Raw genomic sequence first — 14,399 nt, 5'->3', positions numbered from 1 at the left:
AAGTGTGGTGCGAGGGTGGGGAGTTGAGCGGATGATCAGGCCTCGGGCGCGGAGTCCGCGAGCTGCTGCGCCGTCGGCGTGTAGAACGGGTTGGTGACACCGGACTTCGCCGCGTCGATCACGTCCCCGGCCGTCGGCCGGCCCTCGACGGCGGCGCGCAGAGCCTGGTGTGCGGCGACCCGCTGGTTGCGGAAGGACTCGTCCAGGTCGTCGACGCCCGGGTTGACCCAGACCGCGGCGATGATCAGCAGGTCGTCCGCCTCGTCGGCGGGGACGGTGCCGTCGAGCAAGGCGTCGGTGACTCCCTGCGCGAGACCCGCCTGGGCCGAACCCCAGGTGGCACGCTCGTGCAACTCCCCGTCGGCGGCTGCCTTGTTGACGAACAGCGTCAGCGGCTTCACCGGCACGGAGGGGCGCACGACCGTCATGAACGGCACGTGCCCCGCACTGGGCGTGGCCAGGGCGGTGGCCCACGCTGTCTCGACCGGACCGCCCTTGCGGCCGAGGACGATGTTGGTGTGTGCGGCGTTGACGCCGGCGCCGACGAAGGCTTCACCGATGAGGGCGGTGGAGGCGAAGGACATGGAGGTGCTCCCGTACGAGGATCAGGGCGGGACAGGGTGGGATCGAGCCGGGGACACGTAAGGCCCAGCAGGCGGGCACGCCTGACGAGTTGAAGGGTGTGCCGACCCGCGGCGCGAGATGTAGCCGCACCGGTGGGGACGTACCCCGCCTTCGGTTGGCTGCCCGGCGAAACTAGGTCGCCGCGCGTCCGGCGTGCAAGCCCGCACCTGAAATCGAAACCGGGGTTGCGATGCGCGCAACCCTTCGCGCCCCTGCCGCTCGGATGTCCGCGTGACCACACTCTGACCAGGCACTTCGCCGGCAGGCCGACGCCTTTACGATGCGAGCGTGAACGAAGCCAACGTCCCCCGGTCCGTCCGCAGCCAGGGCCATGGCCTACGCCGCGACGTCGATCTCCTCGAAGCCCTCGGCTCGCCCGAGGCCCACCGCACCGGCGGTCTCGGCGTCGTGCGAATAGCCCAGCTGGTGGGACGCGACAAGAGCCAGGTGTCCCGGGCGCTGAAGGCGCTCGCCGACGAGGGCATCGTCGAGCGGGACCCCGACAGCCTGGAGTACCGGCTCGGCTGGAGGCTGTTCTCGCTGGTCGCGCGGACCTCGGAGAGCCGGGTCGTGCGGGTTGCGGGGCCGGTCATGCACCGGCTGGCCGCGGACCTGGAGGAGACCACTCACCTGTGCGTGCTGCACGACAGAGAGGTGCGCACCCTGCTCTCGGTGTCCGGGCACTCCTACCGGCTGCGCGAATGGGAGGGCCGCGGCTGCCCCGCCTGGACCACCTCCGCGGGACCCGTGCTCCTGGAGGGCGCCAGCCCGGACGAGCTGTATGTGCGGTTCGGGGCCACGGAGGAGGTGTCGGTGCCGGACCTCTGGTCCCGCATCCGGCGGGCCGAGGCGGAGGGGTTCGCCCGGGAGGTCGAGGAGTTCGAGCCCGGCCTTGCCGGCGTCTCCGCGGCGGTGCGTGACTTCCGCGGCCGGGTCGTGGCCGCGCTCAACGTCACCGCGCCCACCGAGCGTTTCGCCGCGCGCCTCGACCACGCGGGACGGGCGGCCGCGGCCGCCGCGGCCAAGGTGTCGGCCCAGCTCGGCTGGGAGCCGCGGCCGTAGGCGGCGGTGAACGCAGGCACGAGGAGGGGTTGCGCTGAGCGCAACTCGCGTCTCGATCGCTGCTGAGACCTTGTTCTCGGCGGTTGACGGCCCGTAAATTCCTCGCATCCCGGCCCCAGCGCGACGGACAGAGACCCCAGAGACGTCCCCGCCCCGCACCGGGCCTGCCCTTGGGCACGCCCTTTTCCGCCGGTCTGCTTGGCAACACTTTCTTCCACCTGCCGGATCCGTGCGCCCTGAGCGCCCGCGACCCGGTGCTAGGAGCAGTCCATGGACATCGATCCCGCCGCCGAAACCGCCCTCGCCAACGACATCGAGAGCATCGTCAAGTCTCCTTATGGAGAAGGGGACTTGTGGATCGGCGGGCAGTGGCGTGCCGCGTCCGACGGCCGCACCTACCCCGTGTACGACCCGGCCACCGGCGAGGTCGTCCGCGAGGTCGGCGCCGCCTCGGCCGCCGACGCGGCCGCCGCCCTGGATGCGGCCTCGGGCGCGGCCGAGCAGTGGCGGCGCACCCCGGCCCGCCGCCGCTCGGAGATCCTCATGGGCGCCTTCCGCCTGATGCGCGAGCACAGCGACGCCCTCGCCCGGCTCATCACCCTGGAGAACGGCAAGGCGTACCGCGACGCCAAGGCCGAGGTCGGCTACGCCGCCGAGTTCTTCCGCTGGTTCGCCGAGGAGGCCGTACGCGTCGGCTCGGGCTTCGGCGAGGCACCGGCCGGCGGCTTCCGCCACGTGGTCATCAAGCAGCCGGTCGGCGTCACCGCGTTCGTCACGCCGTGGAACTTCCCCGCCGCGATGGCCACCCGCAAGATCGCCCCGGCCCTCGCCGCCGGCTGCCCCGTGGTGCTCAAGCCGGCCCCCGAGACACCTCTGACCGCGCTGGCCGTCGCCGCGCTGCTCGCCGAGGCGGGACTGCCCGACGGGCTGCTCAACGTCCTGCCGACCGACCGCGCCCCCGAGACCGTCTCTGCATGGCTGGGCGACGAGCGCGTGCGCAAGTTCTCCTTCACCGGCTCCACCGCCACCGGCCGCGTGCTGCTGCGCCAGTGCGCCGACCACGTCGTCAACGTGACGATGGAACTCGGGGGCAACGCCCCCTTCGTGGTACTGGCCGACGCCGACGTCGACGCCGCCGTACGCGGTGCGATGGACGCGAAGATGCGCGGCGGGGGCGAGGTGTGCATCGCGGCCAACCGGTTCTACGTGCACGCCGACGTGGCCGCCGAGTTCACCGAGAAGTTCGGCGCCGCGATGCGCGCGGTCAAGGCCGGGCCCGGTCTCGCCGAGGGCGTCACCCTCGGCCCGATGATCAACCCGACGGCCGTGGAGCGGATCAGCGGCCTGGTCACGGACGCCGTGCAGCGCGGGGCCCGGATCGCCGCGCAGGGTGAGGTGCCGGTCGACGGCGGCTGGTACCACCCGGCCACCGTCCTCACCGACGTCCCCGCCGACGCCGAGATCCTGCACACCGAGGTCTTCGGCCCGGTCGCCCCCATCGTCACCTTCACCGACGAGGAGGAGGTGCTCACCGCCGCCAACGACACGGCGTACGGCCTCGCCTCGTACGTCTACACCCGGGACCTGGCCCGCGGCCTGCGGATCGCCGAGCGCCTGGAGGCCGGCATGGTCGGCCTCAACCGTGGCCTGATCTCCGACACGGCGGCCCCCTTCGGCGGCGTCAAGCAGTCCGGCATCGGCCGAGAGGGAGGCCGCGAGGGAATCGAGGCGTTCCTCGAGACCAAGTACGTCGCCCTGGACTGGCCCACCGACTGAGACCCGGCCCGCCCCTGTCCCCACAACCTACGGAGTCCCCATGGCAATGACGCCTGTCTCCCAACGCCCCCAAGGCGCGCCCGCGGCGGGCAGCCCTCGCGACCGGGCCCGGCTGCACTTCCGCCTGAAGACCGCGACCCAGTTGGGCCAGGGCCTCGACGGCTACGTCATCGGCGGCATCGGCATGGCCATGACCGCGCTCACCGCGGACCTGCACCTGGGCACGGTCGCCCAGGGCCTGGTCGGAGCCTCGCCGCTGATCGGCATCTTCTTCGGCGGACCGGCCTTCGGCTGGCTCGCCGACCGCTTCGGGCGCCGCCCCGTCTTCATGGTCGACATGCTGATCTTCCTGATCAGCTCGGTGGCCCAGTTCTTCGTGGCGGACGGCACCCAGCTCTTCCTGATCCGCCTGGTGATGGGCCTGGCGATCGGTGGCGAGTACGCGGTGGGCGCACCCCTGCTGTCCGAGTACGCGCCCAGCAAGGGCCGTGGCCGACTCCTCGGCCTGGAGATCAGCTGGTACGTGGGATACGCCCTGGCCACCGTGGTCGGCGCCCTGTTCGCCGAGATGGACGGCGGCTGGCGCTGGTCCCTGTCCAGCGGCGCGGTCATCGCCGTCGTCTGTCTGGCACTGCGCGGGGGCGTACCGGAGTCGGCGCGCTGGCTCCTCAGCAGGGGCCGCACCGAGGAGGCCCGAACGCTCATCGAGCGGTACGGCATCGAGCTCGACGCGGACGCCGAACTCGCCGACAGCGGTGAACGGGCGGGATTCCGGGCGCTGTTCAGCCGCAAGCACCTGCGGGCGACCGTCTTCGCCGGCACGTTCTGGGCGGCCCTCGTCCTGCCGTACTTCGCGATCGGCGCCTTCTGGAGCGAGGTGTTCGAGGCCCTGAACATGGGCGACAACGCGGTCGCCGCACTCCTCGTCTACGCGTTCACCGCGGTCGCGGGCGTCACGCTCGGCTGCCTCGTGGTCGAGCGCATCGGCCGCCGCAAGCTCCTGATCCCCCCGTTCTGGATCACCGCGGTCTGCCTCGCCCTGGTGGCGATGTGGCCGGACGTCACGCCCGTCGTGGTGGGCGGCTTCCTGTTCTTCATCTTCCTCAACGCGGCGTCCAGCGCGCTGACGGCGGTGTATCCGCTGGAGGTCTTCCCCACCGCACTGCGCACCACGGGTGTCGGATTCGCCGCGGCCATCAGCCGCGTCGGTGCGGCGATCGGTACGTTCCTGCTGCCGATGGGACTGGAACACGTGGGCCCGCGATTCGTCCTGCTGATCGGCGCGGCGGTGCTCGCGCTCGGCGGCCTGGTCTCCCACTTCCTGGCCCCCGAGACCACGGACATGGACTTGGCCCACACGGCGCGCGCGGGACGCTGACCACTCCGGAAGAGCGTCTGCTTCGGCACCGCCCCGCGCCGGGAGCTGTCTCCGGAATCCGGCCGGGACCGGGCCCGTGCGTGACTGCGACGGGCCCGGCAGGCCGGCATGGAACGCCGCCTGCCGGTCGCGGTGACCATGTGGAGATGCGCCAACTCCGAGGAAAACCGCGACACTTGGGTGGCGGATACGTCGAGACTGGCAGTCGGCGTCGCCCGAGCGGCGCGCCGACCGCCGAACCTCACCGGTCGATCAGGGAGTCCAGATGAGCCTGCGCCAGCGTGTGATTGCCGTCGTGTTCGTGGCCACTTCAGCCTTCACCGCTGTGGCTCCGCAGGCCATGGCAGCCCCGATGCCTTGGGAGACCAGCAAGTCCCCGGCGGCCCCCGCTCACCACAGCCCGGCCACGACGGCTGAGGAGAGGGGTACGGTCACCGTGCTCTGTGGCTCGCCCTGCTACCAGTAGGCCGTAGTTCGCCGCACGTACCGACACGCACGAAGTCCCGGGCCGATGGCGCGAACATGGAACGGCCCGGGACGGTATCGGGGTGTCAGTCGTTCAGGGCGTCGATGAGCGCCTTGACGACGTCTTCGGTCGTTGCGGTTCCGCCTACGTCGCAGGTCAGGACGCCCGCCGCGGTCGTGGCCTCGATGGCTCGGTGCAGTCGGGCAGCCTGTTCGGGCAGGCCGAAGTGGTCCAGCATGAGCGCCGCGCTGCCCACCGCGCCGATCGGGTTGGCCAGGCCCTGGCCGGCGATGTCCGGCGCCGAGCCGTGCACGGGCTCGAACATGCTGGGGAAGCGGCGCTCGGGGTTGAGGTTGGCGCTCGCTGCCAGTCCGAGGCTGCCCGCCAGCGCGCTGCCGAGGTCGGAGAGTATGTCGGCGTTGAGGTTGGAGGCGACGACGACCGACAGGTCCTCGGGGCGCAGGACGAACTTCGCCGACATGGCGTCGACGAGGACGCTCTCGGTCTCCACGTCGGGATAGTCGGCGGCGACGCGCTTGAAGACGTCGTCCCAGAGGACCATGCCGTACTGCTGGGCGTTGCTCTTGGTGACGCTCGAGACCTTGCGCCGGTCGCGGGTGCGGGCGAGGTCGAAGGCGAAGCGCATGATGCGTTCGCATCCGACTTCGGTGAACAGAGCGGACTGGACGGCGACTTCGCCGCCGGGGCCGCGGCCCGCGAGGTTGCGTCCGCCCAGACCGGCGTACTCGCCTTCGCTGTTCTCGCGCACGACGACCCAGTCGAGGTCTGTGTCGTCGGCCTTGCGCAGCGGGCTCTGGACGCCGGGCAGGAAGTGGACGGGGCGGACGTTGGCCCACTGGTCGAAGCTCTGGCAGATCTTCAGGCGCAGGCCCCACAGGCTGATGTGGTCGGGGACCGTGGGCCAGCCGACCGCGCCGAAGTAGATGGCGTCGAAGTCCTTGAGGCGGTCGAGGCCGTCGTCGTCGATCATCTTGCCGGTCCTGGTGTAGTAGTCGCACCCCCAGGGGAACTCCTCCCAGGCGAAGGAGAAGGCGCCGCCCGAGTCCTGGGCCAGCGCGTCCAGCACGGCGCGGCCCGCGGCGACGACTTCCGCGCCGACGCCGTCGGCGGGAATGGCGGCGATCCTGAATATCTGAGGTGTGGTCACAACGGCCTCCGGCGATGAGCGGGCACATGGGGTGCGTGGCTGGACATCCCCGAGTCAACACAGGAGCCCGGCACCGCGTCCAAGACCTGGTTTCGATACGACCCATAGCTGCAGCCGATGGGTGGGGCAGCAGGGGGGCGTGAACCACCCGACGGTGTCCGACGCGAGGAACGAGGGTCGTTCAGGTGAGGTCGGCGGCCCACCGACAGTGGTCCGCCGGGTGGCACCGCGGCCGATCAGGCGAGGCCGGTGCGGTCCTCGGCGGTTCGCTGCCTGGCCAGGGACCGGGTCAGGTCCAGGAACGAGCGGGCGGCTGGGGTCAGGTGCGCGGGCAGACTGATCATGGCGACGTGCAGATGCGCGGTCGGCTCGATGGGTGCGACGGCGGCTCCGCACCGGCGGGCAAGGCGCGTCCAGGCTGCCGGCAGGACGGCGATGCCCACACCGCTCAGGACGAGAGGGAGGATCGATGTGCGGTGGTCGACCACGGCGACGATGTCCGTGTCCGTTCCGGCGGTGGTGATGTCGTCGACGATGGTGCGCATCAGACTGCCGCGGCGGGACGCAATGAGCTTGCGCCCGGCGAGGTCCTCCGGGCGCAGGGGGACGGCGTCCTGGATCTCCCCTCCCGGCGCGGAGACGGCGACGAACGGTTGGACCTCGACGGGCAGGACTTCGATCCCCGGGACGTCGACCGGGCTGGCCGCTCCGAGCAGGCCGAGTTCACAGGCGCCGCTGCGTACGAGAGCGATCGCTTCATCGGGAGTGAACGCGGCCCGCGTGCTGACCCTCAGCGAGGGGTGCAGCTCGGTGAAGCGCTGGACCAGTGTGGTCAGCGGTTCGATGCCGGGGGACGGCATGACCGCCATCTCGACGGTCCCGCCGTGCAGTCCCGACAGTCCTGCCGCCTTCTCACGCACGGCATCGAGATCCCGTAGAACCCGCCGGCTGGGTTCCAGGAGCTCGGCGCCGGCCTCACTGAGCACCACGCCACGGCCCAGCCGGTGGAAGAGGGAGACACCCAGATCGGACTCCAGGTTCGCCATCGCCTGCGACAAGGAGGGCTGCGCGACGTGCAGTGCGGCCGCCGCCTTGCTGAACCCCCCGTGCTCCACGATCGCGAGGAAGTACTCGAGTTGCCGGGCGTCCACGGCGCCTCCCCGACCCGTAGACGACAAAGCAATAGCCGCAGCCTATCGGTCAGGCTGCGGCGCAAGCTGCCGGGTACCGGTGACCGGTGCTCGGGCATCCGCACCCGGGACACAGCTGCCGGGCGCGGGGCAGATCGAGGCCCTTCTCCCACGTGGCAATGAACAGCGTCGCGACGGCATTGCCGTAGAAGTTGACCAGGGCCCGGCACTCGGACATGAACTTGTCGATGCCGAAGATCAGCATGATGCCCGCGGCCGGCACGTGGCCGACAGTCGACAGAGTGGCGGTCAGGGCGATGAAGCCGCCGCCGGCCACTCCCGCCGCACCTTTGGACGTGAGCAGCATGACGGCCAGCAGCCCGAGTTGCTGTCCCACCGAGAGCGCGGTGTCGGTGGCCTGGGCGATGTAGAGAGTGGCGAGGGAGAGGTAGATGGAGGCGCCGTCGAGGTTGAAGCTGTAGCCGGTCGGCACCACCAGTCCCACCGTCGACCGTTCGACACCCATGAACTGGAGCTTGCGCATCAGTCCGGGCAGGGCCGGTTCGGCCGTGGAGGTGCCGAGGACGAGGAAGAACTCGTCCTTGAAGTAGCGGAAGAGGTGGAAGATGTTCAGCTTCACGTAAGCGCGCAGCACCGTGCCGAGCACGACGACGACGAAGAGGATCGACGTGACGTAGAAGAGCAGGATGAGCGAGCCGAGGCTGGCCAGGGTGGACAGGCCGAACTTCCCGATGGCGTAGGACATGGCGCCGAAAGCTCCCAGCGGTGCCGCCTTCATCACGAAGGACAGGACCTTGAAGACCACCTCGGTCAGGCGGTTGACCCCGGCGATGAGTGGCTCCCCGACCTTGCCGACCGACTTGACGGCGATGCCGAAAACCACCGCGAGGAAGATGACCTGGAGGATGTCTCCCTCGACGAAGGCGCCGAAGAAGCTGTGGGGCACCAGGTTGGTGAGGAACTCCCACCACTGCTGGTGCTCGCCCTGCTGGATGTACTGACCGGCGTCCCCGGAGGTGTTCAGCCGCGACGGATCGGCGTGGACGCCGTCGCCCAGGCGGAAGAGGTTGATGGCGACAAGTCCGGTGATCAGCGCGGCTATTGTGCCGACCTGGAAGTAGGTGAGGGCCTTGAGGCCGGTGAGACCCACCTTCTTCAGATCGGCCACCCCGGCGATGCCGCTGATGATGGTGAGGAAGACGATCGGTCCGATCAGCATCTTCATGGCGGCGATGAAGGTGGTGCCGATCGGCTCCATCGAGGTGGCCAGATCAGGACACTGCCACCCCAGCACGATGCCGATCACGATCGCGGCCAACACCTGTATGTAGAGCTGCCGGTACCAGGGTTTGGTCCGAGCTGTCGCGGCGATCGGTGGCACTTCGTGCGGGGTGTGCGTCATTGCAACCTCCATACGGGGTGGGAGAGGCTCGCCGGCACACGCTGCGGGGCGCGGCGACAGTGTTCGCTGTCCTGCGCGGTGCGTTCGCGGATGCCGGCTCGGCCAGGTCTGTGGGACACCGAGTCCGTTCGGTGGCCCACTGCTAGCAGGACAGTGAAGCCGGTCACACTCGCGAGGGTCCACGACCAAAAATCGATGCCCCGCATAGGCCGCGCCTATGAGGTGACCCACACCCTCGCCTCCTCGAGGATCAAGGTGACGGACTTTGCCCCCGAGGCGGGCATCTGGTGCAGTGATCCGCGGCCGTCCCGGCCCAGACCGCCCGAAAGGACTCGAGACTTGTCCGACATCCACGCAAGGCTGAAGGAACGCGGGTTCCGTCTCCCCGAGCCCCCGAAGCCCAACGGCAACTACCTTCCCTTCGTCCGCTCGGGCCGCCAGGTGCTCGTGGCAGGGCAGACCGCCACGCGTGACGGAGTGGTCCAGTACGAAGGGATCGTCGGCGTCGACCTCACCGTCTCGCAGGCTCAGCATGCCGCCGCTCTGTGCGCGCTCAACGCGCTGGCCCTCGCCGGACAAGCCTGCGACGGCGACTTCGACCGCCTCAGGGCGCTGCGCCTCACCGGCTTCGTACGGTGCGGCCCCGACTTCGCCGACGCGCCGCTGGTCATGGACGGAGCCTCCGAACTGGTCGTCCTGGCTCTGGGGGAGCGAGGTCGCCATGTCCGGTCCGCGGTAGGGGTGGCCGCCCTGCCGCGCCGCTCGCCCGTCGAGATCGAGTCCACCTTCGAGGTGGACGAGTGACCTGAGCGGGCACGGACGCCCCTGAGGAGGCGCGGACGCCTCTGAGGGGGCGGGGCGCCTCGCGGGGTCCGGCGGCGCGCTTCCGAGGCGCGCGGTGAGTCACACAGGGTGGACAGGCCTGTACGTGCCTCGTAACTTAACGAATGTTCGACAGAAGTCGTGGTGCTGGGCGCCGCGGCCGGAGGCCGTTCGTCCACCGCACAGCGCAGTCCGTGATCCAGAGCCGGGAGCCCCGCATGGCCGACGCAGTACTCGCCGATTTCCGCGACGACGGCACCACCGTCATCACCATCAACCGCCCCGAGGCCCGCAACGCGGTGAACCGCGCGGTGGCGGAGGGTGTGGCCGCCGCGCTCGATGAGCTGGACCGCCGCGACGACCAGGTCGTCGGCGTCATCACCGGCGCGGGCGGGACCTTCTGCTCCGGCATGGACCTCAAGGCGTTCCTCGCGGGGGAGCGGCCCGTCGTCGAGGGGCGTGGCCTCGCGGGCATCACCGAGGCGCCGCCGCGCAAGCCCATGATCGCCGCCGTGGAGGGCTATGCCCTGGCCGGCGGCTGCGAGATCGTCCTCGCCTGCGACATGGTCGTGGCCGCGCGCGACGCCCGCTTCGGGATCCCCGAGGTCAAGCGCGGTCTCGTCGCCGCCGCGGGCGGGCTGCTGCGCCTGCCGCAGCGCATCCCGTACGCCGTGGCCATGGAGATCGCGCTGACCGGCGACTTCCTCGATGCCGAGCGCGCCCACACCTACGGCCTCGTGAACCGTGTCGCCGAGAAGGGCGGGGCTCTGGAAGGCGCCCTGGACCTCGCGCGTTCCATCGCCGCCAACGGGCCGCTCGCCGTGCGCGCCACCAAGCAGATCGTCGCCGAGGCCCCGACCTGGGCCGCCGAAGAGGCCTGGCCGCGGATGCGGGAGATCGTCGCCCCCGTCTTCGCCTCCGACGACGCCAAAGAGGGCCCGCGCGCCTTCGCCGAGAAGCGTGCTCCGCGCTGGACCGGAAAGTGAGTCCCGCCGGCGGGGCCAGCGGCCCGCTCGCCGGGGTGCGTGTCGTCGAACTGGGCGGCCTCGGCCCCGGCCCGTTCTGCGGCATGATGCTCGCCGACCTCGGCGCCGAAGTGATCCGTGTCGACCGGCCCGCCGAGGCCGGACAGGAGACCAGGCACCCGGTGATCCACCGCGGCCGCACCTCCATCGCCGTCGACCTGAAGCATCCCGAAGGTGCCGACGCCGTACGGCAGTTGATCGCCGGCGCGGACGCCGTGATCGAGGGATTCCGGCCGGGAGCCGTGGAGCGGCTCGGGCTCGGCCCCGACGTGTGTCTCGCCTCGAACCCCAAGCTCGTGTACGGCCGGATGACGGGCTGGGGACAGGACGGGCCGCTCGCCCAGGAACCCGGGCACGACATCAACTACATCGCGCTGGCCGGCGCGTTGCACGCCATCGCCCCCGCGGGCGGCGACCCCGTACCGCCCGTCAACCTGATCGGCGACTTCGGTGGCGGCGGCATGCTGCTCGCCCTCGGCCTGGTCAGTGCTCTCCTCCACGCGCGCACCACCGGCGAGGGGCAGGTCGTCGACGCGGCCATGACCGACGGCACCGCGCTGCTGCTCTCGATGACGTACGGCTTTCTCTCGCAGGGTGGCTGGGAGGACAAGCCCGGTGTCAATCTCCTCGACGGAGGTGCTCCCTTCTACGCCGTGTACCGCTGCGCCGACGACAGGCACGTGGCCCTCGGCGCGATCGAGCCGCAGTTCTACGCCGCCCTGCTCGGAGTCCTCGGCCTTGCCGAGGAACCGGAGTTCGCGCGCCAGCGCGACCGGGAGACCTGGCCCGCCATGAAGGCCCGCCTCACCCGGATCTTCGCCACCCGCACGCGGGACGAGTGGGGGGCCACGTTCGAGGGGCAGGGTGCCTGCGTCACCCCCGTCCTGTCCCTCACGGAAGCGGCCGAGCACCCGCACAACACCGCCCGCGGCACCTTCCGCCGGGGCTCCCACGGGGGCCACGAGCCCGCGCCCGCCCCGCGGTTCGGCGCGACCCCGGCCGGCGAGCCCCGGCCCGCGCCCGTCGTCGGCGCGCACACCTCCGACATCCTGGCCAGGGCGACCGGGCTCACCCACGAGGACATCGAAACGCTGCGTGAGAAGGGGATCGTCGGATGAAGCGGTATGTGCCTGACGGCATGCCCGAGAGCCTGACCTACCCCGAGGGGCCGCTCGGCGCCGTCCTCGCGGGCTCCGCCCGTCGGTACGCGGACCGGATCGCGCTGCGTGACGGTGAACTCACCTTCACTTAGGGCGAGTTGTGCGACAGCGCAAGGCCCGTGATGGCCTGGCGGACGGCATCGTCTTCGACCGGGAGGACTCGGTCGTGCCTGGGCGTGAAGCAGGTCTCCTGTTCGGAACATGGACAGGTTCTGCGCTGCGGGATTACCTTAACGATCGTTCGAAAGGGATCTGCGACGCAGGCCACACGGAGCGGCGCAGATCGAGGCCAGTACGAGAAGAGGCTGCTGTGCGCCGTACGGTGTTCAACGAGGACCACGAGGCGTTCCGCGCGACGCTGCGGGACTTCATCGAGAAGGAGGTCGTCCCTGTCCACCACGAGTGGGAGGAGGAGGGACACCCTCCGCGCGACTTCTACCGTCGGCTCGGTGAGCTGGGAGTTCTCGGCATCGAGGTGCCGGAGGAGTTCGGCGGCGCCGGCGAGGGCTTCAAGTACCAGGCCGTCGTGATGGAGGAGACCGCCCGCGCGGGCGTCACCTTCGGCAGCTACTCGGTGCACGCCAACCTGATCCTTCCCTACCTCATGGCGTACGCGACGCAGGAGCAGAAGGAGCGCTGGCTGCCCGGCTTCGCGACCGGCGACCTGATGACGGCCATCGCGATGACGGAGCCCGGCGCCGGTTCGGACCTCGCCAACATCCAGACCCGCGCCACGCTCTCCGAGGACGGCACGCACTACGTCCTGAACGGCGCCAAGACGTTCATCACCGGCGGCGCCCTCGCCGACCTGATCCTGGTCGTCGCGCGGACCACGCCGTTCGACGCCGAGGACCGCCGCGCCGGCCTGTCCATCCTGTGCGTCGAGACCGCGTCCGAGGGCTTCTCCGTCGGCCGCAAGCTCAAGAAGATCGGCCTGAAGGCGTCCGACACCGCCGAGCTGTCCTTCGTGGACGTCAAGGTTCCGGTGGAGAACCTGCTCGGGGACGAGGGCAAGGGCTTCTCGTACCTGTCCCACAACCTCGCCCAGGAGCGCCTGGCCATCGCGCTGGGCGGCGCGGCGGCCGCCGAGGCCGCGCTGCGCTTCGCCACCGACTACGTCAAGGACCGCACGGTCTTCGGCAAGCCGGTCGCGGCCTTCCAGAACACCAAGTTCGTGCTCGCCGAGTGCGCCACCGAGGCCGAGGCCGCGCGCGTGTTCGCCGACCGCGCCCTGGAACTGCACGCCACGGGCGAGCTGTCGGTCGTCGACGCCGCCAAGGCGAAGCTGTTCTGCACCGAGGTTGCGGGCCGCGTCATCGACAAGTGCCTTCAGCTGCACGGTGGTTACGGCTACGTCACCGAGTACCCGATCGCCCGCCTGTACGCGGACACCCGCGTCACCCGCATCTACGGCGGCACCAGCGAGGTCATGAAGACCATCGTCGCCAAGTCGCTCGGCCTCTGAGCCCCGCACGCCAGGACCTCGTACAGCAGGACCGCGTACAGCAGGGCCTCTCACCACAGGGCCTCTCACCCCACGACCTCGTACAGCAGGAGAGGGAATCCCCATGCAGATCAACGCCGGCTCGTCCGCCCTCGTCACCGGCGGAGCCTCCGGACTCGGCCGCGCGACCGCCGAGCGCCTCGCCGCGAACGGTGCCCGAGTCGTCATCTTCGACCTGGCCACCTCCGACGGTGAGGCCGTCGCCAAGGAGATCGGCGCCACGTTCGTGCCCGGTGACGTCACCAGCGAGGCCGACGTCACGGCCGCCGTGGGCGCCGCCACCGCGCTCGCCCCGCTGCGGATCACCGTCAACTGCGCCGGCATCGGCGGCGCGGGCCGCACCGTAGGCAAGGAAGGCCCCTACGACCTCGACAAGTTCCGCAAGGTCGTCGAGGTCAACCTGATCGGCACCTTCAACGTGATCCGCCTTGCCGCCCAGGCGATGGGCGCCAACGAGCCGCTCGACGGCGACCGCGGTGTCATCATCAACACCGCCTCCGTCGCGGCCTTCGACGGGCAGATCGGCCAGTGCTCGTACTCCGCGTCCAAGGGCGGCATCGTCGGCATGACCCTGCCCATCGCCCGCGACCTGGCCAGGACGAACATCCGCGTGATGACCATCGCCCCGGGCCTCTTCGGGACGCCGCTGCTCGGCCGTCTGCCGCAGGACGCCCGCGACGCGCTCGGCGCCCAGGTCCCGCACCCGGCCCGGCTCGGCCGGCCCGTCGAGTACGCGCAGCTCGCCGAGGCGATCATCACCAACCCGATGCTGAACGGCGAGACCATCCGCCTCGACGGCTCGATCCGGATGGCCCCCAAGTAGACCGCCCGGTCCGCTCCGAGACATCGGTCATTTCCTTC

Annotated in this window: 13 protein-coding genes; 9 read left to right on the top strand and 4 right to left on the bottom strand. The window is 70.6% G+C overall.

From position 1 onward, the window contains the following. Positions 1-35 precede the first annotated feature (35 nt). Positions 36-584, bottom strand: a complete 549-nt coding sequence (fae, locus tag OHO83_RS02455; protein ID WP_329431814.1) for a formaldehyde-activating enzyme — start codon at positions 582-584, stop codon at positions 36-38. Between the two features lie 328 nt (positions 585-912). Between fae and OHO83_RS02450 the strand changes: the two genes are divergently transcribed. The 3 genes from OHO83_RS02450 to OHO83_RS02440 all read left to right on the top strand — a co-directional run bounded on the left by OHO83_RS02450 (position 913) and on the right by OHO83_RS02440 (position 4,840). Continuing rightward, positions 913-1,686, top strand: coding sequence for an IclR family transcriptional regulator (locus tag OHO83_RS02450; RefSeq protein ID WP_266679388.1), 774 nt, complete (start codon positions 913-915; stop codon positions 1,684-1,686). Positions 1,687-1,956: 270 nt separating this feature from the next. Then, positions 1,957-3,462, top strand: a complete 1,506-nt coding sequence (locus OHO83_RS02445) for an NAD-dependent succinate-semialdehyde dehydrogenase (protein WP_330278528.1) — start codon at positions 1,957-1,959, stop codon at positions 3,460-3,462. Positions 3,463-3,502: 40 nt separating this feature from the next. Further along, positions 3,503-4,840, top strand: coding sequence for an MFS transporter (locus tag OHO83_RS02440; RefSeq protein ID WP_330278527.1), 1,338 nt, complete (start codon positions 3,503-3,505; stop codon positions 4,838-4,840). 551 nt (positions 4,841-5,391) lie between these two features. Here the strand turns inward: OHO83_RS02440 and OHO83_RS02435 are convergent. The 3 genes from OHO83_RS02435 to dctA all read right to left on the bottom strand — a co-directional run bounded on the left by OHO83_RS02435 (position 5,392) and on the right by dctA (position 9,027). Then, entirely contained in the window at positions 5,392-6,474 is a 1,083-nt protein-coding gene (locus OHO83_RS02435) for a tartrate dehydrogenase (RefSeq protein ID WP_266679392.1), read from the bottom strand. Positions 6,475-6,710: 236 nt separating this feature from the next. Beyond that, positions 6,711-7,625 (bottom strand): LysR family transcriptional regulator, encoded by a 915-nt coding sequence (locus tag OHO83_RS02430; RefSeq protein WP_266679394.1) that lies wholly within the window; start codon positions 7,623-7,625, stop codon positions 6,711-6,713. A 49-nt stretch (positions 7,626-7,674) separates the two neighbouring features. After that, positions 7,675-9,027 carry a C4-dicarboxylate transporter DctA gene (gene dctA, locus OHO83_RS02425; protein ID WP_330278526.1) on the bottom strand — a complete coding sequence of 451 codons (1,353 nt, stop codon included), beginning with the start codon at positions 9,025-9,027 and terminating at the stop codon, positions 7,675-7,677. 339 nt (positions 9,028-9,366) lie between these two features. On the opposite strand from dctA, the gene OHO83_RS02420 reads away from it, so the two are divergent. The 6 genes from OHO83_RS02420 (at position 9,367) to OHO83_RS02395 (ending at position 14,361) form a co-directional block, all read left to right on the top strand. Continuing rightward, positions 9,367-9,831, top strand: coding sequence for a RidA family protein (locus tag OHO83_RS02420; protein ID WP_266679398.1), 465 nt, complete (start codon positions 9,367-9,369; stop codon positions 9,829-9,831). Between the two features lie 236 nt (positions 9,832-10,067). Continuing rightward, positions 10,068-10,835 carry a crotonase/enoyl-CoA hydratase family protein gene (locus tag OHO83_RS02415; protein ID WP_266679400.1) on the top strand — a complete coding sequence of 256 codons (768 nt, stop codon included), beginning with the start codon at positions 10,068-10,070 and terminating at the stop codon, positions 10,833-10,835. Then, positions 10,832-11,992, top strand: coding sequence for a CaiB/BaiF CoA transferase family protein (locus tag OHO83_RS02410; RefSeq protein WP_266679402.1), 1,161 nt, complete (start codon positions 10,832-10,834; stop codon positions 11,990-11,992). Before OHO83_RS02415 ends, OHO83_RS02410 begins: the two co-directional genes overlap by 4 nt. Next, entirely contained in the window at positions 11,989-12,126 is a 138-nt protein-coding gene (locus OHO83_RS02405) for a hypothetical protein (protein WP_266679404.1), read from the top strand. Before OHO83_RS02410 ends, OHO83_RS02405 begins: the two co-directional genes overlap by 4 nt. Before the next feature lie 218 nt (positions 12,127-12,344). Then, on the top strand, positions 12,345-13,499 hold the full coding sequence (locus OHO83_RS02400; RefSeq protein WP_266679406.1) for an acyl-CoA dehydrogenase family protein: 1,155 nt from the start codon (positions 12,345-12,347) through the stop codon (positions 13,497-13,499). 103 nt (positions 13,500-13,602) lie between these two features. Continuing rightward, positions 13,603-14,361 carry a 3-hydroxyacyl-CoA dehydrogenase gene (locus OHO83_RS02395; RefSeq protein ID WP_266679408.1) on the top strand — a complete coding sequence of 253 codons (759 nt, stop codon included), beginning with the start codon at positions 13,603-13,605 and terminating at the stop codon, positions 14,359-14,361. The last annotated feature ends 38 nt before the right edge of the window (positions 14,362-14,399 follow it).

Source organism: Streptomyces sp. NBC_00569, from assembly GCF_036345255.1.
GTDB lineage: Bacteria > Actinomycetota > Actinomycetes > Streptomycetales > Streptomycetaceae > Streptomyces.
The sequence above is the reverse complement of the archived record's forward strand: the minus strand, read 5'-3'. Positions and strand labels throughout refer to the sequence as shown.